This window comes from Streptomyces sp. SAS_270, from assembly GCF_052543295.1.
On sequence record NZ_JBMNDS010000002.1, the window covers coordinates 33,684 to 52,651 of the forward strand.

Below are 18,968 nucleotides of genomic sequence, written 5' to 3' on the forward strand. Positions count from 1 at the left end.
GACCGGCGGGCCGTACCGGGACAGCTCAGCGCCGCGACATGTAGATGTCGAGCGCCTTGTGGAGCAGCTTGTTGAGCGGGAAGTCCCACTCGCCGAGGTACTCGGCGGCCTGGCCGCCCGTGCCCACCTTGAACTGGATCAGGCCGAAGAGGTGGTCGCTCTCGTCCAGCGAGTCGGAGATGCCGCGCAGGTCGTAGACGGTCGCACCGAGGGCGTACGCGTCGCGCAGCATCCGCCACTGCATCGCGTTCGAGGGGCGGACCTCACGGCCGATGTTGTCCGAGGCTCCGTAGGAGTACCAGACGTGCCCGCCGACGACCAGCATCGTCGCGGCGGACAGATTCACGCCGTTGTGCCGGGCGAAGTAGAGCCGCATGCGGTTGGGGTCCTCGGTGTTGAGGGCCGTCCACATGCGCTGGAAGTACGAGAGCGGGCGGGGCCGGAAGTGGTCACGGGTCGCGGTGATCTCGTACAGCCGCTGCCACTCCTCGAGGTCCTGGTAACCGCCCTGGACGACCTCGACGCCGGCCTTCTCGGCCTTCTTGATGTTGCGGCGCCACAGCTGGTTGAAGTTCTTGTGGACCTCTTCCAGGGAGCGGTTGGCCAGCGGCACCTGGTAGACGTAGCGGGGCTGTACGTCGCCGAAGCCGGCGCCGCCGTCCTCGCCCTGCTGCCAGCCCATACGGCGCAGCTTGTCGGCCACCTCGAAGGCGCGCGGCTCGATGAAGTCGGCCTCGATGTCGCGCAGGCGCTTCACGTCCGGGTCCTGGATGCCGGCCTTGATGGAGGGCGCTTCCCAGCGCCGGATGATGACCGGCGGGCCCATCTTCACGGAGAAGGCGCCCTGCTGCTTGAGGTGCGCGAGCATCGGCTGCAGCCAGTCACCGAGGTTCGGCGCGAACCAGTTGATCACCGGCCCCTCGGGCAGATACGCGAGATAGCGCTTGATCTTGGGCAGCTGGCGGTACAGCACGAGGCCCGCACCGACCATCTCGCCGGTCCTGTCGTCGAACCAGCCAAGGTTCTCGGAGCGCCACTCCGCCTTGACGTCTGCCCAGGCCGGGACCTGCATGTGGCTCGCCGAGGGCAGGCTCTGGATGTATGCCAGATGCTGCTCTCGGCTGATGGTCCTCAGGGTCAGGCTCATTCGGGGCGCTCCTCGGGCTGGTGTGTCCCCATGGGTACAGGGGCTCCGGCTCTCGCGCCGAAGCCTACTGCGCCCTGCGAGCGCCTCGTCTGGCCGTATGGAACCTGAGCCCCGACCGCTGCGCGATCGGGACGCCGAGAGGTGTTGTCCGGCCGGTCCCGCCGGCCGGGGTGATGAGGGCCGACCGGCAAGGAGAGCGGTCGGCGGCTGGTCAACCGACGACACCGCCGAAGAGGCCGCCATGTGCCATGCCGAGGAAGAATCCGACGGCTGCGGCACCGAGACCCAGGATCAGTCCGAAGCGCTCTCGGGTCGTCACCGAGACGAACTGTCCGCCGGCGCCGGTGAAGATGCCGATCAGTCCGGTCCAGGAGCTGATCAGATGCAGGCTGTGGAACTGCGCCGTGATGAAGGCCGTCGCTCCGAGCACCAGGGTCACCGCGAGCAGGGTGTCCTGGAGCGGATGGGGTTTGTGGTCCGTCGCGAGCAGCGAGCCGGCGATGGTGGGTCGCATTGACTGTGCCATGTGGCACCTCCTGCGGAAGGCGGCGCATCGTAGCGCCATACACACCCGATGGGTACAGATTGACGGTCACCCCGGTCGGATTTCAACCGGAAGCGTGTGTGCAGGTAGTCTGTACCCTCTGCACCGGTGTCTGCCCAGGCCACAGATTTCGTCATGACAGGCCGAGACCCAGGTCACGGCACTGATCACGACATGGATTCCGCTCGGTCCTTCGATCGACGGGTCCGATTGTCAGTGGTGGCCGATACCGTTGCGTACGCATCACAACCCTCCTGCCACGGAACGACCGTGGCCGCTGAGTCCGAAGGAGGTGGGTTCCACATGCGTCACTACGAAGTGATGGTCATCCTCGACCCCGATCTGGAGGAGCGCGCTGTCGCCCCCCTGATCGAGAACTTCCTTTCCGTCGTCCGTGAGGGCAACGGAAAGGTCGAGAAGGTCGACACCTGGGGCCGTCGTCGTCTCTCGTACGAGATCAAGAAGAAGCCCGAGGGCATCTACTCGGTCATCGACCTGCAGGCCGAGCCTGCGGTCGTCAAGGAGCTCGACCGCCAGATGAACCTGAACGAGTCGGTCCTCCGGACCAAGGTCCTCCGCCCCGAGACCCACTGAGCTCTCCCGCTCAGCTGATCTCGGGATTCGAGTAGCAGCACCAAAAGCAGCCAGCAGCAAACCCGCCGAGAGGTTCCCCCATGGCAGGCGAGACCGTCATCACGGTCGTCGGCAATCTTGTCGACGACCCCGAGCTGCGCTTCACCCCTTCCGGTGCGGCGGTCGCGAAGTTCCGTGTCGCGTCCACTCCCCGCACCTTCGACCGTCAGACCAATGAGTGGAAGGACGGCGAGAGCCTGTTCCTGACCTGCTCGGTCTGGCGTCAGGCGGCGGAGAACGTCGCCGAGTCGCTCCAGCGAGGCATGCGCGTCATCGTGCAGGGCCGGCTGAAGCAGCGGTCCTACGAGGACCGTGAGGGCGTCAAGCGCACGGTCTACGAACTGGACGTCGAGGAAGTCGGCGCCAGCCTGAAGAACGCCACGGCCAAGGTCACCAAGACCACCGGTCGAGGTGGCCAGGGCGGTTACGGCGGCGGCGGTGGCGGCGGCCAGCAGGGCGGCAGCTGGGGCGGAGGCTCCGGCGGCGGTCAGCAGCAGGGTGGCGGCGCTCCCGCCGAAGACCCCTGGGCGACCAGTGCGCCTGCCGGCGGCGGTCAGCAGGGTGGCGGCGGTGGCGGCTGGGGTGGAAACTCCGGCAGTTCCGGCGGCTCCGGTGGCTCCGGTGGCGGCTACTCGGACGAGCCCCCCTTCTAGGGACGGGCTCGATCCCACACTTCTTGATCACACAGGAGAAACACCATGGCGAAGCCGCCTGTGCGCAAGCCTAAGAAGAAGGTCTGCGCTTTCTGCAAGGACAAGGTCACGTACGTGGACTACAAGGACACGAACATGCTGCGGAAGTTCATTTCCGACCGCGGCAAGATCCGTGCCCGCCGCGTGACCGGCAACTGCACGCAGCACCAGCGTGACGTCGCCACGGCTGTGAAGAACAGCCGTGAGATGGCGCTGCTGCCCTACACCTCCACCGCGCGATAAGGGAAGGGTGACCGAAACATGAAGATCATCCTCGCCCACGAGGTCTCTGGCCTCGGTGCCGCGGGCGACGTCGTCGATGTCAAGGACGGCTACGCTCGCAACTACCTGATCCCGCGGAACTTTGCGATCCGCTGGACCAAGGGCGGCGAGAAGGACGTCGAGCAGATTCGTCGTGCTCGCAAGATCCACGAGATCGCCACCATCGAGCAGGCCAACGAGATCAAGGCCCGCCTCGAAGGCGTGAAGGTCCGTCTGGCCGTTCGCTCCGGCGACGCCGGTCGTCTCTTCGGTTCCGTCACCCCGGCCGACGTCGCTTCGGCGATCAAGGCTTCCGGTGGCCCCGAGGTCGACAAGCGCCGCATCGAGCTGGGCGCGCCGATCAAGACGCTGGGCGCCCACGAGACGTCCGTGCGTCTGCACCCCGAGGTTGCCGCCAAGGTCAACATCGAGGTCGTCGCGGCCTGACCGCTGCGCTCGGTAGAACTGTGAGAAGGGCCGCACCCGTTGAGGTGCGGCCCTTCTTCATGCCCGGATGCAGGCCTGCGGCAGCGACGGCGTTTCACGTGAAACCGAGCGGCAGGAGCAGCAACGTAGGGATGGGGTTTCACGTGAAACAGAACGAGTCGCCGGCCGTTTCACGTGAAACGGTCACCGCGTCGCACCCGTGACGATCCAGCGGCCCGAACGGGAGCGCAGCCACAGCGTCAGCATCCGTACCGTCATCATCAGCGTCATGGCTGCCCAAAGGGTGGTGAGTCCCCCGCCGAGCGCAGGGACAAGCAGTGCCAGTGGAGCGAAGACCGCGAGGGTGACCAGCATTGCCCACGCCAAGTAGGTCCCGTCGCCCGCGCCCATCAGAACGCCGTCCAGAACGAAGACGATGCCGCTGATCGGCTGGGAAAAGCCCACGAGGAGCAGAGCGGGAAGTGCTGCCTCTTGGACGACCGAATCGCTGGTGAACAGGGGGAGGAACAAGGGGCGGGCGGCGATCACCAGCAGGCCGAGGACGAGCCCGGCTGCGATGCCCCACTGGACCATGCGGCGACATGCTTCGCGCGCCCCTTGGGCGTCGCCCGCGCCGAGGTAGCGGCCGATGATGGCTTGCCCGGCGATGGCGATCGCATCGAGTGCGAAGGCGAGCAGGCTCCACAGACTCATGATGATCTGGTGGGCGGCGATGTCCGCGTCCCCGAGCCGGGCGGCGACGGCGGTGGCGATCATGAGGATCGCCCGCAGCGACAGTGTGCGCACCAGGAGCGGGGTGCCAGCCTGGGCGCAGGCCCGGATTCCTGCCGCATCCGGTCGCAGCGAGGCGCCGTGCCTGCGAGCGCCGCGGACGACGACGAACAGATACACCGCGGCCATGCCGAACTGGGCGAGGACGGTGCCCCACGCCGAACCTGCGATGCCCAGGCCGGCGCCGTAGACGAGGCCCGCGTTGAGGCCCGCGTTGGCGACGAAGCCACCGACGGCGACGTACAGCGGGGTCTTGGTGTCCTGCAGCCCTCGGAGTACGCCGGTGGAGGCGAGCACGATGAGCATCGCCGGGATACCGAGCGCCGAGATACGCAGATATGTGGTCGCGTAAGGTGCGGCGGTGTCCGAAGCGCCGAAGAGTGTCACCAGGGCAGGTGCCGTCGGCAGGACGGTGACGATGACGGCCGCACCGAGCAGCAGGGCGAGCCAGATGCCGTCCATGCCCTGACGGATGGCGGCCCGCAGATCGCCCGCTCCGACCCGCCGGGCGACGGCGGCCGTCGTGGCGTAGGCGAGGAAGACGAAGACGCTGACTGCGGTCACGAGAAGGGCGGAGGCGACGCCGAGACCGGCCAGTTGCGCGGTGCCGAGATGGCCGACGATCGCGCTGTCGGCCATGACGAAGAGGGGTTCGGCGACGAGTGCGCCGAAGGCCGGAACGGCCAGTGCGACGATCTCTCTGTCGTGCCGGCGTCGGGCGTCCCTGGACGCCGCGGGGGCCTGTGTCATGAGCACCAATCTAATCTTCCACAGGTAAGAGATGCAAGGCCATTGAGACCCTTACCTTACTTTCCGTGAGGTGCGCCGCTGTGCACTGCTTGCAGCGATCTTGGCCCGACCGGGAAAGTTTTTCTTCTGCACAGCCGGTGGACGGGAAAGTCGCAGCTCAGGGTGGGTGTGACGGAAAGGCTGAGGGCTTGTTCACAGGGCTGTCCACCGGGTCGTGCACAGGTTTTACGGAGTTCTCCACAGCATCCGGGCCGTCGTCCACATGGCCTGTGGATAACCAGATTGGCTGACGGTGCCCGCGGGCCTACCGTAGTGCGGCGCCCGCTCTCTCTTCCGTCCGCGGAAAGCTCGCAAAACCGACGCGTCGGAACCGGAGTCGGGCCTCTTATTTGTCAGTGTCGTGCCGTAGGAATGAAGGGCACGGCGAGGTCCGCTCGGCGGACGGGAGGAGGTGGCCCGGTGAGTATCTCCGAGCCCTTGGACGACCCGTGGGCCGACAGCGGTCCCAGTGATCGTCTGCCCGCCTCCCGTCAGCGCCATGACGGAGGTCGCGGCCGCGACGAGCAGCACGACCGTGATCGGGACAACGGCCCGTGGGACGGCGCGGGCGCCTCCTTCGAGCGTGTGCCCCCACAGGATCTGGACGCGGAGCAGTCCGTCCTCGGCGGCATGCTCCTGTCCAAGGACGCCATCGCCGACGTGGTCGAGGTCATCAAGGGCCACGACTTCTACCGGCCCGCGCACGAGACCATCTACACGGCGATCCTCGACCTGTACGCCAAGGGGGAGCCGGCCGACCCGATCACGGTCGCGGCCGAGCTCACCAAACGGGGCGAGATCACCAAGGTCGGCGGCGCATCGTATCTGCACACCCTCGTCCAGACGGTCCCGACGGCGGCGAACGCCGAGTACTACGCGGAGATCGTGCATGAGCGCGCGGTGTTGCGACGCCTGGTCGAGGCGGGTACGCGCATTACCCAGATGGGATACGCGGCCGACGGTGACGTCGATGAAATCGTCAACAGCGCCCAGGCGGAGATCTACGCGGTCACCGAACAGCGCACCAGCGAGGACTATCTGCCGCTCGGCGACATCATGGAGGGCGCGCTCGACGAGATCGAGGCGATCGGTTCGCGGTCGGGGGAGATGACCGGCGTGCCGACCGGCTTCACGGACCTCGACCAGCTCACCAACGGTCTGCACCCCGGCCAGATGATCATCATCGCCGCCCGTCCCGCCATGGGTAAGTCGACGCTGGCCCTGGACTTCGCGCGGGCCTGTTCGATCAAGCACAACATGCCGAGCGTGATCTTCTCGCTCGAAATGGGCCGCAACGAGATCGCTATGCGTCTGCTCTCGGCGGAGGCGCGGGTGGCGCTGCACCACATGCGCTCCGGCACGATGACCGACGAGGACTGGACGCGCCTCGCGCGCCGTATGCCCGATGTCTCGGCCGCGCCGCTCTACATCGACGACTCCCCGAACCTGTCGATGATGGAGATCCGTGCCAAGTGCCGCCGTCTCAAGCAGCGCAGTGACCTGAAGCTCGTCGTCATCGACTACCTCCAGCTCATGCAGTCGGGCAGCAAGCGGTCCGAGAGCCGGCAGCAGGAGGTCTCCGACATGTCGCGAAACCTGAAGCTCCTGGCCAAGGAGCTGGAGCTGCCGGTGATCGCACTGTCGCAGCTCAACCGTGGCCCCGAGCAGCGCACCGACAAGAAGCCCATGGTCTCCGACCTGCGTGAGTCCGGTTCGATCGAGCAGGACGCGGACATGGTGATCCTGCTGCACCGCGAGGACGCGTACGAGAAGGAGTCGCCGCGCGCGGGCGAGGCGGACATCATCGTCGGCAAGCACCGTAACGGTCCGACAGCGACGATCACGGTCGCCTTCCAGGGCCACTACTCGCGCTTCGTGGACATGGCGCAGACCTGAACCGTCCCCCGCGTGCCTGCTCCGACCGGTCCTGGCGGGCCGACCCGGGAGAAATGCACTCGACGTGAGGTGACTGGCCGGGTGGACTGGGGCCATGACCACATCTCAGGAAGAGTTGCTCCCCGCCACGCGCCGGGCTCTGCTGCACCGTATCGCCGCCGCGCAGGCCGAAGGGCGTGCGCCGTCGCTGGTCGCGGTGGTCGTCCGCGGGGGTGAGGCGGTGTGGCACGGGTCGCGGACCTCGGTGGACGGGCACGGGCCGGACGAGAACGTGCAGTACCGGATCGGCTCGATCACCAAGACCTTCACCGCCGTCCTGGTGCTGCGGTTGCGCGACGAAGGCGTACTCGACCTCGACGATCCGCTGGAGAAGCACCTGCCGGGCACCGGTGCGGGTGATGCCACGATCGCCCAACTGCTCGCGCACACGGGCGGGGTGGCGGCCGAGTCCCCCGCGCCCTGGTGGGAGCGGACGCCCGGTTCCCTGCGCCCCGATCTCGCGGACGTGCTGGGTGAGCGGCCCTTCCTGCACCCGGCCGGTCGCCGGTTCCACTACTCGAACCCCGGCTTCACGCTGCTCGGTGCCCTGGTCGAGGAGCTGCGGGGCGCTCCCTGGGAAGAGGTTCTGCGGCGCGAAGTGCTCGAACCGCTGGGGCTGGACCGGACGAGCGGGCAGCCGCAGGCACCGCACGCGGGTGGCTGGGCCGTGCATCCCTGGGCCGATGTGCTGCTCCCGGAACCGTCCGAGGATCTCGGGCGGATGGCCCCGGCCGGTCAACTCTGGTCCACCACGGGTGACTTGGCGCGCTTCGCGGTCTTCCTCACCCGGGGTGACGACCGGGTGCTGAGCGCAGAGTCCGTTCGGGAGATGCGCACGCCCGCCGCGCCGGCTGAACTCGAAGACGTGGCGGCCGGTTCGGCCTACGGCCTCGGTATGCAGGTCCAGGCTCGGGACGGCCGGATCCTTGTGGGGCACGGTGGGTCGCTGCCGGGGTTCCTGGCAAGTCTCGCCATCAGCGTGGAGGACGACCTCGCGGCCGTCGTGCTGACCAACTGCACCTCCGGTCCGCCGGTGGCTACGGTCTCCGCCGACCTCGTTCGTATCGTGGCCGAGGCCGAGCCGAGGATGCCCGAGCCATGGCGGCCCCTGCCCGAGGTCGACGAGTCTGTGCTGGAGCTGGCGGGCCAGTGGTACTGGGGGACTCAGGTCCACGCGTTGCGTCTGACGCTCGACGGAGGTGTCTCGCTGGGGCCGATCTCCGGCAACGGCCGACGCTCGCGCTTCCGGGCCAACGGTGACGGCACCTGGACGGGGCTGGACGGCTATTACGCGGGGGAGCCGCTGAAGGCCGTACGCCGGGCTGACGGATCCGTGAGCCACCTGGACCTCGGATCGTTCGTGTTCACGCGACAGCCGTACGAGGAGGGGGCGTCTGTGCCGGGCGGAGTGGACCCCGAGGGTTGGCGAGGGATCAAGTAGGCGTCGTGGCGGCGAGAAGCGTCCTGTTTCACGTGAAACAGGACGCTTCGGCGCACACAGTGGAAGGTCTCTCGAAGCCGCTCCTCGCAGCTGTCTCTCAGAGCGCCAGCTTGAAGCCCACGTGGGATGCCGTGAAACCGAGCCGCTCGTAGAAGCGATGGGCGTCGGTCCGTGTGACGTCGGAGGTCAGCTGGACCAACTGGCACTCCTGGCGCCGGGATTCGTCGATGGCCCACTCGATGAGCCGGGTGCCGAGGCCGCTGCCGCGTTCGTCGCCGTGGACGCGTACGCCCTCGATGAGGGACCGCGTCGCGCCCTTGCGGGACAGCCCGGGGATGACCGTGAGCTGGAGGGTGCCGACGACGCGGCCCTCGCGCACGGCGACCATCACATGCTGGTTCGGGTCGCCGCTCAGGCGCTCCAGAGCCGTCAGATACGGCGCCAGGTCGTCCGGTGACTCCCGCTGGGCACCCAGCGGATCGTCGGCGAGCATGGCGACGATGGCCGGGACGTCCTCCGGGACGGCCCTTCGTATCTCAAGATCTCCCATGGCCGCAGCCTATGCGGGGGCGGGTACGCTCGCCGATTCCACGACCCGGACCAGCGGGGCGAGTTCGGGATTCCTCGCCGCCTCGTCGAGTGCTTCGCGCAGGGCGGCGTCGTTGGTGGGGCGCGCCTGTTCGAGGAGCTTGAGGCCCGCCTCGCTGACGTTGGTGTAGATGCCCCGGCGGTCGGTCGGGCACAGGTAGCGGGCGAGCAGCCCGCGGTCCTCAAGCCGGGTGACGAGTCGGGTGGTTGCGCTCTGGCTGAGCACGACCGCGTCCGCGACCTGCTTCATCTGCAGATGGCCCCCCTCGCCGTCGTGCTGCCGGCTGAGTACGTCGAGCAGGGAGTACTCGCGCACGCTCAGGCCGTGCTTGGCCTGCAGGGCGCGCTCGATATGGGCCTCGATCCTCCCGTGCAGCAAGGAGAGGGCGCACCACCCCTGGGCGAGGGCGGTCAGTGCGGGGTCCGTGGCTGTCATGGCGGTTCCTCCGTCCCGGAGCGGCTGCAACCCAGGATAGAACACGTCTGCAATATCCAGCGCTTGCATATAGCCCGCGTCTGCAACTATTGTGAACGCAGGTAAAGCGCTCATGCAATCGTCTGGAAGGTGTACCCACCCATGCCTCTCGCGCTTCTGGCCCTCGCGATCGGGGCCTTCGGAATCGGAACCACCGAGTTCGTCATCATGGGCGTACTGCCGGAGGTGGCCGGTGACTTCGGTGTCTCCATCCCCACCGCCGGACTGCTGGTGACCGGCTACGCCCTGGGCGTGATGATCGGTGCCCCGATCATGACCGCGCTCGGCACGAAGGTGTCCCGCAAACGGATGCTGATGCTGCTGATGGGGCTGTTCGTCCTCGGCAATCTGCTCTCCGCCGTCGCCCCGTCCTTCGGCCTGATGCTGGTGGGCCGAGTGGTCGCCTCCCTCGCCCACGGCGCCTTCTTCGGCATCGGCTCGGTGGTCGCCGCCGAGCTGGTCGCGCCCGAGAAGAAGGCCGGTGCCATCGCCATGATGTTCAGCGGCCTCACCATCGCCAATGTCGTAGGTGTCCCCCTGGGGACACTCGTCGGACAGTCCGCGGGATGGCGTGTCACCTTCGCCGGGGTCGCAGCGCTCGGCGTTATCGGCCTGCTCGGCATCGCCAAGCTGGTCCCCGACATGCCCAAGCCCGAAGGCGTGCACCTGCGCCATGAACTCGCCGCTCTGAGGAATGTCCAGGTGCTGCTGGCCATGGCGATGACCGTGCTCGGCTTCGGCGGTGTGTTCGCGGCCGTCACCTACATCGCGCCGATGATGACGCACGTGACCGGATTCGCCGACGGCTCCGTCACCTGGCTGCTGGTCCTTCTCGGCCTCGGCATGGTCGGCGGGAACCTGGTCGGCGGAAAGTTCGCCGACCGCGCGCTGATGCCGATGCTGTACGTGTCCCTGGGCGGCCTCGCCGTCGTGCTCGCCCTGTTCACCGTCACCGCCCACCACAAGATCCTCGCGGCCGTCACCCTCGTCCTGATCGGCGCTCTCGGCTTCGCGACCGTGCCGCCGCTCCAGAAGCGCGTCCTCGACCAGGCGCACGGCGCCCCCACGCTGGCCTCGGCCGTGAACATCGGCGCCTTCAACCTCGGCAACGCCCTCTCGGCCTGGCTCGGCGGCCTCGTCATCGCGGCCGGCTACGGCTACACCGCCCCCAACTGGGTCGGTGCCGTCCTTGCCGCCGGTGCCCTGGTCCTCGCCGTCCTCTCGGCCGCCCTGGAGCGCCGGGACAAGGCCCCCAGCACTGTCGTCGCCGCCGGAGCACCTGCGGACCGGCGAACCGCCGTCCACCACTGAGCACCGCCCCACGGCACCCACCGTCGAGCATCACCCCGTGATGCCGGCAACGAGCAGTCCCACCAGGAGAACCCCCTCATGAGCACCACCATCGCCGTCACCCCGCTGACCACCCAGGACGCCGAGGTCCTCGTCACCGCGGCCCGACGCGCCGCCGAGGCAGCCGGGGTCATGGTCAGCGTCACCGTCCTCGACGCGGGCGGCCACCTGCTCGCCTTCCGGCGCGACGACCGGGCCGTGCTGATCTCCGGGGAGACCAGCACCCGCAAGGCCTACACGGCTCTCCAGATGAACTCCGCCACCGCGGACCTCGTCGACGCGGTGCAGCCGGGCGGTCTCTTCCACACCCTGCCGACGGCGCTCGACCGACCGCTGCTGTTCATCGCCGGCGGCGTCCCGGTCCACCGGAACGGCCGTCTGATCGGCGCTGTCGGCGTCGGCGGCGGGGCGCCGGAGCAGGACCACGCGTTCGCCGTCGCGGCTGTGGAGGCTCTCGTCCAGTAGCGAGGGAAACTCAGCCGGCCGCCACCGTGAGCGGAGCGAACCGCCTGGTCCAGTCGCCGGGCAGTTCCGAGATGCCGTACGTCATCACCGCGTTGAAGGCGGTGGGCGCGAGGCCGTGCTCCTTCACCCAGGTCAGCAGCTCTTCGTGCCGTACGTCGATGTCGGTGCGCAGAGGGCGGTCGGTGCGGGCGGCCAGCGAGGCGATGAGCGCCTTCGCCGTCTCTGTGTCACGGGCGATCAGCGGGCCCACCACCTGGGTGTCCATGTTGGGCCAGGCCGCCACGTACCCGGTGATCCGGCCGTTCTCCTCGGCGATGCGCAGCTGGTCCGCGAAGGCGGGCAACCGAGTGATCATGTGGGTGCGGTCGCAACCGAAGACGTCTTCGTCGAGCCGGAGGATCGCCGGGAGATCCTCGGCTGTGGCCGGGCGCGTGGCGACCTCAGGGGCGGGGCCGGCCGGCGTGAAGCGTCCGCGGACCATCTCGACACGGCCGGTGACCTTGAAGCCCAGCTCTTCGTAGAGCGGGCGGCCGTACGGTGTCGCGTGCAATGTCAGCGGGGTGGTCCCCATCTCGGCGACGATCTGCCGCATCAGCCGTCGGCCGACGCCCCGGCGGGCATACCGCTCGGCGACCAGGACCATGCCGATGGCCCCCAGATCGGGGCGTTCCTGTGGCCCGTACTCCGTGACGACGCACACGGTCACCAGACCACCGTCGGGGGCGTCGATGCCGTAGCCCTTCCCCGCGGCGAGGAGCAGGCCCCACTTGTGTTCCTCGCGGGGCCAGCCCCGGTCCTCGGACAGGTCGGCACAGGCGTTGAGATCCCGAAGCGTCAGACGGCGGATGGGCAGATCAGCGAGGAAAGGTGTCGGCACGCAGGTCAGGCTGTCCGACAGTCGCCCTCGACGTCCACTTGTTTGCCGGGAGAGGGAGGAGCTTTTGGCCACGTCGTTCTTCCGTTGCACAGGCCGTCAACAGATGTTTCACGTGAAACCGCGAAGCGCGATCGAGGGTCAGGGCCCGGGATGGGGCGGCCGTACCTCCCGCTAGCCTCGACGCCCATGGCGAGACTTCACCTTTTCGACCTCGACGGAACGCTGCTCCACGGGACCTCCGCGCCCGTGGAGATCTCACGGCAGATCGGGCTGGAAGCCGAGACCGTGGCGCTCGACCGGGCCGTTTCCGCGGGGACGATAGGCCCGCCGGAGTATGCGGCGCAGGTGTACGCCCTGTGGACGGATCTGACCGAGGTGCATGTGGCGGCGGCCTTCGCAGGGGCTCCGTGGCTGTCAGGGATCGAGGACGTCTGGGCGGAGATCAGGGGACAGGGCGACTACGTCGCCGTCGTCTCCCTCTCGCCCTCCTTCTTCGTCGAACGGCTGACGGCGTGGGGCGCGCACGCAGCGCACGGCTCGCTCTTCCCCGCGTTGCCGTTCACCGAGCCCGTGGATCCGGCGGGCATTCTCAGCGCCGCGGCCAAGGTGCAGATAGCGGACCGGCTCTGTGAAGAGTTCGGGGTCGTACGGGCCGACTGCATTGCCTATGGCGACTCGCTGTCGGACAAGGACCTGTTCGAAGCGGTACCCGTATCGGTCGCGGTCAACGCGGATCAGCATCTGGCGGGCCTCGCCACTCACTCCTACGCGGGGCTGGATCTGTGGGATGCCTATGAATTGGTCCGTCGTGCCGGGTAATCGAGGCAATTGACGGTTCACCGCGCCAATTCGTGGTCGCGCAAGGGGGACTTGTCCCCGGGACGCCTGCCGGTATGGTCGAGTCCGGTTCACGTCCGACTGATGTGCGCATGTTCCGTCGGGCGCGCATGCAGGCCCATGCAGCGTAACGGGACGGAGAGATCGAATACCGCATTTTCCGTTATGCGGCCCGGTGCTGAGGCGGAGTGGGATGCTGCGGTGAGGACACTGCGGCCAATGTCACACTCTTGCCTTACTTGTTCGTACGGAGTGGGAATCCGGGTTGAATGTGGCCGCATTGGCCGACGGGGATGGAACGGGGAACGAAAGCAAGCCGTCTGCGAGGGAAAGTAGCCACCTTCCGATCGCGGAAGTGCGCAGACCGACCGAAAGATGTTCGAGGCGAGGCAGACCATGGACGCTCCGACCACCACGCCCGCCGACAACGGCACTTCTGGCGGCAACGGCGGGAGCGGTTGGTTCACGCCGCACAGGGAACCGGAACCTGCCGACGCAGAGCAGGCGGCGGGCGACGGCCGCCGTCTCGCCGGGCTGCGCCCGGTCGGCCGCCCCACTCCGGGCGACGACTCGCCGGTGCAGGAACGAATATCCCCCGCCCCGGACGCGGCCCCCGCGCCCCAGCCGCCCGCCGTGACACCTCCGAGGGCGCAGCCCTCCCATGCCAAGGCCCCCGAGGCCGCGCCCGTCGAAGCGGTGCACCGGAAGCCAGGGCACACTCACGACGCCGTAGGAGCCCTGTCAGGCTCTCCGCAGCCCGAACCCGGACCGTCGCCGCCCGATCCCGCTCCCCGGCCGCGGGTGCCCGCACAGCGGCCCGCGCCCGGCCCCCCGAAGGCGTCGCCCGACGCCGTGCTCATCCGGCGGACCATGGCCGAGGTCGGTCCCGTCGCCGACAAGGTCACCTCGTACTTCTACGCGCTGCTCTTCGTGCGCCACCCCGAGCTGCGGCCGCTCTTCCCTGCCGCGATGGACACCCAGCGGGACCGGCTGCTGAAGGCACTGCTGACCGCGGCCGAGCACATCGACAACACCGATGTCCTCGTCGCGTACCTGCAGAACCTCGGCCGCGGCCACCGCAAGTACGGCACCCGGCCCGAGCACTACCCGGCCGTCGGGGAGTGCCTCATCGGCTCGCTCAGCCGGTACTCCTCGGGAATCTGGAACGAGGAGACCGAGGGGGCGTGGGTCCGGGCGTACACAACGATCTCCCAGGTCATGATCGATGCGGCGGCCGCGGACGAGCTGCGGGCCCCGGCCTGGTGGTACGGCGAAGTGGTCTCGCACGACCTCAGGACCGCGGACATCGCGGTCGTCACCGTCCGTCCCGACCAGCCGTACCCCTTCCTCGCCGGGCAGTACACCAGCCTGGAGACGCCCTGGTGGCCGCGTATATGGCGGCACTACTCGTTCGCCTCCTCGCCGCGCTCCGACGGGCTGCTGTCGTTCCACGTGAAGGCCGTCCCGGCGGGCTGGGTCTCCAACGCGCTGGTGCACCGCGCGCGCCCCGGCGACGTCGTCCGGCTGGGCCCGCCGTCCGGTTCGATGACGGTCGACCACACCACCGACAACGGGCTGCTCTGTCTCGGCGGCGGCACGGGAATCGCACCCATCAAGGCGCTGGTCGAGGACGTCGCCGAGCACGGGGAGCGGCGCCCGGTGCATGTCTTCTACGGCGCCCGCACCGACCACGACCTGTACGACATCGACACGATGCTGCGGTTGCAGCAGAGCCATCCCTGGCTCTCGGTGCGCCCGATCGTCGACCAGCAGGCGCGGCTCCAGCTCCCCGACGCCGTACGCGAGTACGGGCCGTGGAACGAGTACGACGCCTACCTGTCCGGACCGCCCGGCATGATCCGCAGCGGTGTGGACGCGTTGAGGGACATCGGTATCCCGTCGGACCGTATCCGCCACGACTCGGTGGAGGAGCTCGTCGCAGCCGGGGACTGAACCGGCAGCGGTGAGGTCAGCCCAGGTCGGGTGCGTGCATCGCCCGTACGCCCTCGATGTTCCCGTCGAGGTAGTGCCGCAGGGACAGCGGTACGAGATGGACGGAGGCGATGCCGACACGCGTGAAGGGCACCCGCACGATCTCGTACTCGCCGCACGGCTCGTCCATCTCGGGGCCGTGCCGCTGGGCCGGGTCCATGGACTCCAGCCGGCAGACGAAGAAGTGCTGCACCTTCACGCCGGTCGCGCCGCCGTCGTCACCGATGTGCTCCACGGTGTCGACGAAGCAGGGCACCACATCGATGATCTTGGCGCCGAGTTCCTCGTGCACTTCGCGGTGGAGCGCGTCGACGACGGTCGAGTCCTCCGGCTCGACGCCGCCACCCGGTGTGAGCCAGTAGGGGTCGACGCCGGGCTTGGTGCGCTTGATGAGGATCAGGTCGTCGCCGTCGAGCAGGATGGCACGGGCGGTGCGCTTGACCACGGGTCGAACGGTCATGGGAGAAATGTGGCCCGGCTGGTTCCACGTGAAACATCGCGAAACGGCACAGCTTTCCTCAGGACCAGTCGGCAGCGGCGCGCAGCAGCCATTCGTGCGCTCGCGCGATGTGCGGCATGGCCAGCGTCCCGGTGCGCACCACCAGGAAATACGTGCGCAGTGGGGGCACCGCGGGATCGAGGAGCGCCACGACGTCTCCGCGTTCCAGGGCGTCGGCGCACAGATAGCGCGGCAGCACCGCGAGGCCCGCGCCCGCGACGGCGCAGGCGAGCACCGCGCGCAGATCGGGGACGACGACGGCACCCGAGGCGGCCGGGCGGGAGTCGAAGACGGAGGCCCAGTAACGGGCGACGAGCGGCAGCGACTCGTGCACCTCCACGACGGGGAGGTCCTCCAGCGCGTAGGCGCCCTTGCGGCGCAGTTTGCCGGGGCCGACATGAGCGGCCCAGCGCGGGGCGGAGACCAGGACGTGCTCCTCGTCGCAGAGAGGAGTCGCGGTGAGCAGAGCGCCCCTCGGACGGGCCGTACTGATGGCCAGATCATGATGTCCGGCGGCCAGCCCCTCCAGCGTTTCCTCGGCATTCCCGAAGGAGGCGCGAAGAGTGAAGCCCTGGCCGTCCTCGCCCGTCAGCTCGGTGAGCGCGGGCAGGGCCCGTTCGGCGGTGAACTCCGGTGGGCCGGCGAGATGCAGGGTGCGTAAGGAGGAGTCCGCGTCCAGGCCCGCCTCGGCGATCTCGACCAGGGCATCGAGATGCGGGGCGGCCTTGTGGGCGAGCTCGTCGCCGATGGTCGTGGGGGTCACTCCGCGGGCCTGTCGCAGGAAGAGCGGTCGCCCCAGCTGCCGTTCCAGGGTGCGGATCTGCGAGGTGACGGCCGGCTGCGAGAGGCCCAGCAGCGCGGCGGCGCGGGTGAAGGAACCGGCCCGGTGCACGGTCACGAACGTGCGCAGCAGGGCCAAATCCATGGTGCCCCTCCTCTCCCAGCACCCCCGACCGAGCCCTAACTATAAATAAGTCGATAGGTCTCTGTCGCTACCGTGATTGGACACTGACACAGAGTCAACTAGCCTTGTCTGCGCGGTTCTTCGCGCGCAGAACCGGGGCGGTCCGAGCCACGAGGGGGGAGGCTCGGACCGCCCGTTGTACGGCCCGCCGTACTCATGTGTCGACGGGCGCACGCGCATCCGACGTACCGACCGGTCGCTCAGGAAGCGGTCAGTTCGCCGACTCGTCGAGCGCTCGCAGCACATCCGCCACCAGGTCCTCGGCGTCCTCGGCGCCGGCCGAGAAACGGATGAACCCTTCCGCGACGGCGTCCCCGCCCCAGCGGCCGCGCCGCTCGGCCGTGGACCGCACCCCGCCGAAGCTCGTCGCGCCGTCCACCAGGCGCAGCGCGTCGAGGAAAAGGTCGGCACGCGCGCGCGTGGGCAGCGTGAAGGACACCACGCACCCGAAGCGCCGCATCTGCTGAGCGGCGACCTTGTGCGAGGGATCGTCGGTCAGTCCCGGATAGCGCAGCCCGGTCACCTCGGGCCGAGTGCGCAGCGCTTCGGCGATCGCCAGGGCGTTGGCGTTCTGCCGGTCCGCGCGCAGATGGAGCGTGGCGAGCGAGCGGTGCGCCAGCCAGGCCTCCATGGGCCCGGGAATCGCGCCCACGATCTTCCGCCAGCGCCGCACGGTGGCCATCAGAGCGGCGTCGCGCGCGCTGACGTAGCCCAGGAGGATGTCGCCGTGCCCGGTGAGCATCTTGGTGCCGCTGGCCACGGAGAAGTCGGCGCCGAGCTCCAGCGGGCGCTGGCCGAGCGGCGTCGCGAGGGTGTTGTCGACGGCTACGAGGGTGCCACGCGCGCGTGCCGCCTCGGCGAGCCGCCGTATGTCGCACACGTCGAGCCCGGGGTTCGACGGGGTCTCGATCCACAGCAGCTTCGCGCCGTCGAGCACGTCCAGCTGGGCGTCGCCTCGGGTCGGGGCGGTGCGCACCTCGATGCCGTAGGCGGTCAGTTGCTCGCGGACCAGCGGCAGCACCTGGTAGCCGTCGTCCGGCAGGACGACGACGTCGCCGGCGCGCAGCTGGGAGAAGAGCACCGCCGAGACGGCGGCCATGCCGGAGGGGAAGGCCAGCGTCTCGACGCTGTCCTGTCCGGGTGCCTCCAGCTCACCGATGGCGCGTTCCAGGAGCGTCCAGGTGGGGTTCTCGTCACGGCCGTAGGTGTACGGGCCGGTCGGATCGCCGGGCAGATGAAAGTGCGCGGCGAAGACGGGGCCCGGGAGAGTCGGCTCGTTCTTGACGGGTTCGGGCAGCCCGGCCCGCACCGCGCGCGTGCCCTCACCGCTGCCCTCGACGGAATGTGCCGACCTCGGCCCTGATTCTGACGTCATGCCGCTCGTCCCTCCAGTTGCTCCTGTATCGCGGCGAGCAGTCCCGGGCTCGCCGCCTCCACCATTTCAAGACACTCCTCGAAGCCGTCCATTCGTCCGTAGTACGGATCGGGGACGTCGAGGTCGTCGCCGGCCGCGGGGTCGTAGGAGCGCAGCAGACGCACCTTCTCCGCGTCCTGCGTGGTGGGCGCGAGGCGGCGCAAAGCCTTCAGATGGCCGGAGTCGAGGGCGATGACGAGGTCGAGGCGGGAGAACCACGCCACCAGGAACTGCCGGGCGGCGTGGGCGCTGTCGTAGCCGTTCTGCTCCAGCACGGCGACGGTCCGCGGGTCGGCGCCGTCGCCTTCGTGCCAGCCGCCCGTGCCCGCGCTGTCGACCTCCACCAGGCCGTCGAGCCCGGCCTCCGCCACACGGGCGCGGAAGACGGACTCGGCCATCGGCGAGCGGCAGATGTTGCCGGTGCAGACGAAACAGACGCGGTAGGGCATCGGATGCTCTCAGTCCTTGCCGTCGGGAAGGACGACGTTGAGCGCCCAGGACACGATCGAGATGATCAGGCCGCCCACGACGGCGGTCCAGAAGCCCTCGACGTGGAAACTGAGGTCGAACTTGTCGGCCAGCCAGGAGGTGAGCAGCAGCATCAGGGCGTTCACCACGAGGGTGATGAGGCCCAGCGTGAGGATGAAGAGCGGGAACGTCAGCACCTTCACGACGGGCTTGACCAGGAAGTTCACCAGACCGAAGACCAGTGCGACCAGGATCAGCGTGACGGTCTTCTTGCCGGTGCTGTCGCCGGTCAGGGTGATCTTGTCGAGCAGCCACACGGCGACGGCCAGGGCCCCCGCGTTGGCGATCGTCTTGACTACGAAATTCTTCATGTGTCTGA

Annotated in this window: 21 protein-coding genes; 10 read left to right on the forward strand and 11 right to left on the reverse strand. The window is 68.7% G+C overall.

From position 1 onward, the window contains the following. Positions 1-25: 25 nt before the first annotated feature. Positions 26-1,147, reverse strand: coding sequence for a peptidoglycan bridge formation glycyltransferase FemX (gene femX, locus ACN6LB_RS01570; protein ID WP_445024213.1), 1,122 nt, complete (start codon positions 1,145-1,147; stop codon positions 26-28). Between the two features lie 211 nt (positions 1,148-1,358). Then, on the reverse strand, positions 1,359-1,673 hold the full coding sequence (locus ACN6LB_RS01575; protein WP_356132009.1) for a hypothetical protein: 315 nt from the start codon (positions 1,671-1,673) through the stop codon (positions 1,359-1,361). Positions 1,674-1,994: 321 nt separating this feature from the next. On the opposite strand from ACN6LB_RS01575, the gene rpsF reads away from it, so the two are divergent. The 4 genes from rpsF to rplI all read left to right on the forward strand — a co-directional run bounded on the left by rpsF (position 1,995) and on the right by rplI (position 3,724). Then, positions 1,995-2,285 (forward strand): 30S ribosomal protein S6, encoded by a 291-nt coding sequence (rpsF, locus tag ACN6LB_RS01580; RefSeq protein WP_005482942.1) that lies wholly within the window; start codon positions 1,995-1,997, stop codon positions 2,283-2,285. An 80-nt stretch (positions 2,286-2,365) separates the two neighbouring features. Then, positions 2,366-2,977, forward strand: a complete 612-nt coding sequence (locus ACN6LB_RS01585; protein WP_445024214.1) for a single-stranded DNA-binding protein — start codon at positions 2,366-2,368, stop codon at positions 2,975-2,977. A gap of 45 nt (positions 2,978-3,022) precedes the next feature. After that, positions 3,023-3,259 carry a 30S ribosomal protein S18 gene (rpsR, locus tag ACN6LB_RS01590; protein WP_003949403.1) on the forward strand — a complete coding sequence of 79 codons (237 nt, stop codon included), beginning with the start codon at positions 3,023-3,025 and terminating at the stop codon, positions 3,257-3,259. A gap of 18 nt (positions 3,260-3,277) precedes the next feature. Beyond that, a complete protein-coding gene (gene rplI / locus ACN6LB_RS01595) occupies positions 3,278-3,724 on the forward strand; it encodes a 50S ribosomal protein L9 (protein ID WP_445024215.1) in 447 nt (148 codons plus the stop codon). Positions 3,725-3,907: 183 nt separating this feature from the next. Here rplI and ACN6LB_RS01600 read toward each other — a convergent pair whose 3' ends face one another. After that, positions 3,908-5,245: an MATE family efflux transporter gene (locus ACN6LB_RS01600; protein ID WP_445024216.1), complete on the reverse strand. Its 1,338-nt coding sequence runs from the start codon at positions 5,243-5,245 to the stop codon at positions 3,908-3,910. Between the two features lie 459 nt (positions 5,246-5,704). Between ACN6LB_RS01600 and dnaB the strand changes: the two genes are divergently transcribed. Further along, entirely contained in the window at positions 5,705-7,180 is a 1,476-nt protein-coding gene (gene dnaB / locus ACN6LB_RS01605; RefSeq protein ID WP_445024217.1) for a replicative DNA helicase, read from the forward strand. A 94-nt stretch (positions 7,181-7,274) separates the two neighbouring features. Further along, positions 7,275-8,660 carry a serine hydrolase domain-containing protein gene (locus ACN6LB_RS01610; protein ID WP_445024218.1) on the forward strand — a complete coding sequence of 462 codons (1,386 nt, stop codon included), beginning with the start codon at positions 7,275-7,277 and terminating at the stop codon, positions 8,658-8,660. 97 nt (positions 8,661-8,757) lie between these two features. On the opposite strand, the gene ACN6LB_RS01615 is transcribed toward ACN6LB_RS01610, so the two are convergent. Beyond that, on the reverse strand, positions 8,758-9,210 hold the full coding sequence (locus tag ACN6LB_RS01615; RefSeq protein ID WP_445024219.1) for a GNAT family N-acetyltransferase: 453 nt from the start codon (positions 9,208-9,210) through the stop codon (positions 8,758-8,760). Between the two features lie 9 nt (positions 9,211-9,219). Then, entirely contained in the window at positions 9,220-9,684 is a 465-nt protein-coding gene (locus ACN6LB_RS01620) for a MarR family winged helix-turn-helix transcriptional regulator (protein WP_356132028.1), read from the reverse strand. Positions 9,685-9,825: 141 nt separating this feature from the next. Here ACN6LB_RS01620 and ACN6LB_RS01625 point away from each other — a divergent pair, with 141 nt between their 5' ends. Both ACN6LB_RS01625 and ACN6LB_RS01630 read left to right on the forward strand, forming a co-directional pair. Further along, positions 9,826-11,034, forward strand: a complete 1,209-nt coding sequence (locus ACN6LB_RS01625) for an MFS transporter (RefSeq protein ID WP_445024220.1) — start codon at positions 9,826-9,828, stop codon at positions 11,032-11,034. 78 nt (positions 11,035-11,112) lie between these two features. Then, a complete protein-coding gene (locus ACN6LB_RS01630) occupies positions 11,113-11,538 on the forward strand; it encodes a GlcG/HbpS family heme-binding protein (protein WP_445024221.1) in 426 nt (141 codons plus the stop codon). A gap of 10 nt (positions 11,539-11,548) precedes the next feature. Here ACN6LB_RS01630 and ACN6LB_RS01635 read toward each other — a convergent pair whose 3' ends face one another. Continuing rightward, complete coding sequence (locus ACN6LB_RS01635; protein ID WP_445024222.1) at positions 11,549-12,415, reverse strand: GNAT family N-acetyltransferase; 867 nt, start codon at positions 12,413-12,415, stop codon at positions 11,549-11,551. A gap of 186 nt (positions 12,416-12,601) precedes the next feature. Here ACN6LB_RS01635 and ACN6LB_RS01640 point away from each other — a divergent pair, with 186 nt between their 5' ends. Continuing rightward, complete coding sequence (locus ACN6LB_RS01640; RefSeq protein ID WP_445024223.1) at positions 12,602-13,234, forward strand: HAD family hydrolase; 633 nt, start codon at positions 12,602-12,604, stop codon at positions 13,232-13,234. A gap of 414 nt (positions 13,235-13,648) precedes the next feature. After that, the gene (locus tag ACN6LB_RS01645) at positions 13,649-15,205 is read left to right on the forward strand and encodes a globin domain-containing protein (RefSeq protein ID WP_445024224.1); all 1,557 of its coding nucleotides are present in this window, start codon (positions 13,649-13,651) and stop codon (positions 15,203-15,205) included. Positions 15,206-15,221: 16 nt separating this feature from the next. On the opposite strand, the gene ACN6LB_RS01650 is transcribed toward ACN6LB_RS01645, so the two are convergent. The 5 genes from ACN6LB_RS01650 to ACN6LB_RS01670 form a co-directional block, all read right to left on the reverse strand. Continuing rightward, positions 15,222-15,704: an NUDIX hydrolase gene (locus tag ACN6LB_RS01650; protein ID WP_356132047.1), complete on the reverse strand. Its 483-nt coding sequence runs from the start codon at positions 15,702-15,704 to the stop codon at positions 15,222-15,224. A gap of 58 nt (positions 15,705-15,762) precedes the next feature. Continuing rightward, entirely contained in the window at positions 15,763-16,668 is a 906-nt protein-coding gene (locus ACN6LB_RS01655) for a LysR family transcriptional regulator (RefSeq protein WP_445024225.1), read from the reverse strand. 250 nt (positions 16,669-16,918) lie between these two features. After that, positions 16,919-18,082, reverse strand: coding sequence for a cystathionine gamma-lyase (locus ACN6LB_RS01660; protein WP_445024226.1), 1,164 nt, complete (start codon positions 18,080-18,082; stop codon positions 16,919-16,921). Next, positions 18,079-18,570: a low molecular weight protein-tyrosine-phosphatase gene (locus ACN6LB_RS01665; RefSeq protein ID WP_356132055.1), complete on the reverse strand. Its 492-nt coding sequence runs from the start codon at positions 18,568-18,570 to the stop codon at positions 18,079-18,081. The genes ACN6LB_RS01660 and ACN6LB_RS01665 overlap by 4 nt, the downstream gene beginning before the upstream one ends. Positions 18,571-18,579: 9 nt before the next feature. Next, positions 18,580-18,960 carry a phage holin family protein gene (locus ACN6LB_RS01670; RefSeq protein WP_356132058.1) on the reverse strand — a complete coding sequence of 127 codons (381 nt, stop codon included), beginning with the start codon at positions 18,958-18,960 and terminating at the stop codon, positions 18,580-18,582. Positions 18,961-18,968 lie beyond the last annotated feature (8 nt).

Excerpts from the sequence above, each read along its gene's own strand:
- ACN6LB_RS01650 (WP_356132047.1), bottom strand. The coding sequence starts at position 15,704 with ATGACCGTTCGACCCGTGGTCAAGCGCACCGCCCGTGCCATCCTGCTC.
- ACN6LB_RS01640 (WP_445024223.1), top strand. The coding sequence starts at position 12,602 with ATGGCGAGACTTCACCTTTTCGACCTCGACGGAACGCTGCTCCACGGG.
- ACN6LB_RS01620 (WP_356132028.1), bottom strand. The coding sequence starts at position 9,684 with ATGACAGCCACGGACCCCGCACTGACCGCCCTCGCCCAGGGGTGGTGC.
- ACN6LB_RS01645 (WP_445024224.1), top strand. The coding sequence starts at position 13,649 with ATGGACGCTCCGACCACCACGCCCGCCGACAACGGCACTTCTGGCGGC.
- ACN6LB_RS01630 (WP_445024221.1), top strand. The coding sequence starts at position 11,113 with ATGAGCACCACCATCGCCGTCACCCCGCTGACCACCCAGGACGCCGAG.
- ACN6LB_RS01625 (WP_445024220.1), top strand. The coding sequence starts at position 9,826 with ATGCCTCTCGCGCTTCTGGCCCTCGCGATCGGGGCCTTCGGAATCGGA.
- rpsR (WP_003949403.1), top strand. The coding sequence starts at position 3,023 with ATGGCGAAGCCGCCTGTGCGCAAGCCTAAGAAGAAGGTCTGCGCTTTC.
- ACN6LB_RS01655 (WP_445024225.1), bottom strand. The coding sequence starts at position 16,668 with ATGGATTTGGCCCTGCTGCGCACGTTCGTGACCGTGCACCGGGCCGGT.
- ACN6LB_RS01600 (WP_445024216.1), bottom strand. The coding sequence starts at position 5,245 with ATGACACAGGCCCCCGCGGCGTCCAGGGACGCCCGACGCCGGCACGAC.
- rpsF (WP_005482942.1), top strand. The coding sequence starts at position 1,995 with ATGCGTCACTACGAAGTGATGGTCATCCTCGACCCCGATCTGGAGGAG.
- ACN6LB_RS01660 (WP_445024226.1), bottom strand. The coding sequence starts at position 18,082 with ATGACGTCAGAATCAGGGCCGAGGTCGGCACATTCCGTCGAGGGCAGC.
- ACN6LB_RS01615 (WP_445024219.1), bottom strand. The coding sequence starts at position 9,210 with ATGGGAGATCTTGAGATACGAAGGGCCGTCCCGGAGGACGTCCCGGCC.
- ACN6LB_RS01610 (WP_445024218.1), top strand. The coding sequence starts at position 7,275 with ATGACCACATCTCAGGAAGAGTTGCTCCCCGCCACGCGCCGGGCTCTG.
- ACN6LB_RS01670 (WP_356132058.1), bottom strand. The coding sequence starts at position 18,960 with ATGAAGAATTTCGTAGTCAAGACGATCGCCAACGCGGGGGCCCTGGCC.
- rplI (WP_445024215.1), top strand. The coding sequence starts at position 3,278 with ATGAAGATCATCCTCGCCCACGAGGTCTCTGGCCTCGGTGCCGCGGGC.
- femX (WP_445024213.1), bottom strand. The coding sequence starts at position 1,147 with ATGAGCCTGACCCTGAGGACCATCAGCCGAGAGCAGCATCTGGCATAC.
- ACN6LB_RS01585 (WP_445024214.1), top strand. The coding sequence starts at position 2,366 with ATGGCAGGCGAGACCGTCATCACGGTCGTCGGCAATCTTGTCGACGAC.
- ACN6LB_RS01665 (WP_356132055.1), bottom strand. The coding sequence starts at position 18,570 with ATGCCCTACCGCGTCTGTTTCGTCTGCACCGGCAACATCTGCCGCTCG.
- ACN6LB_RS01575 (WP_356132009.1), bottom strand. The coding sequence starts at position 1,673 with ATGGCACAGTCAATGCGACCCACCATCGCCGGCTCGCTGCTCGCGACG.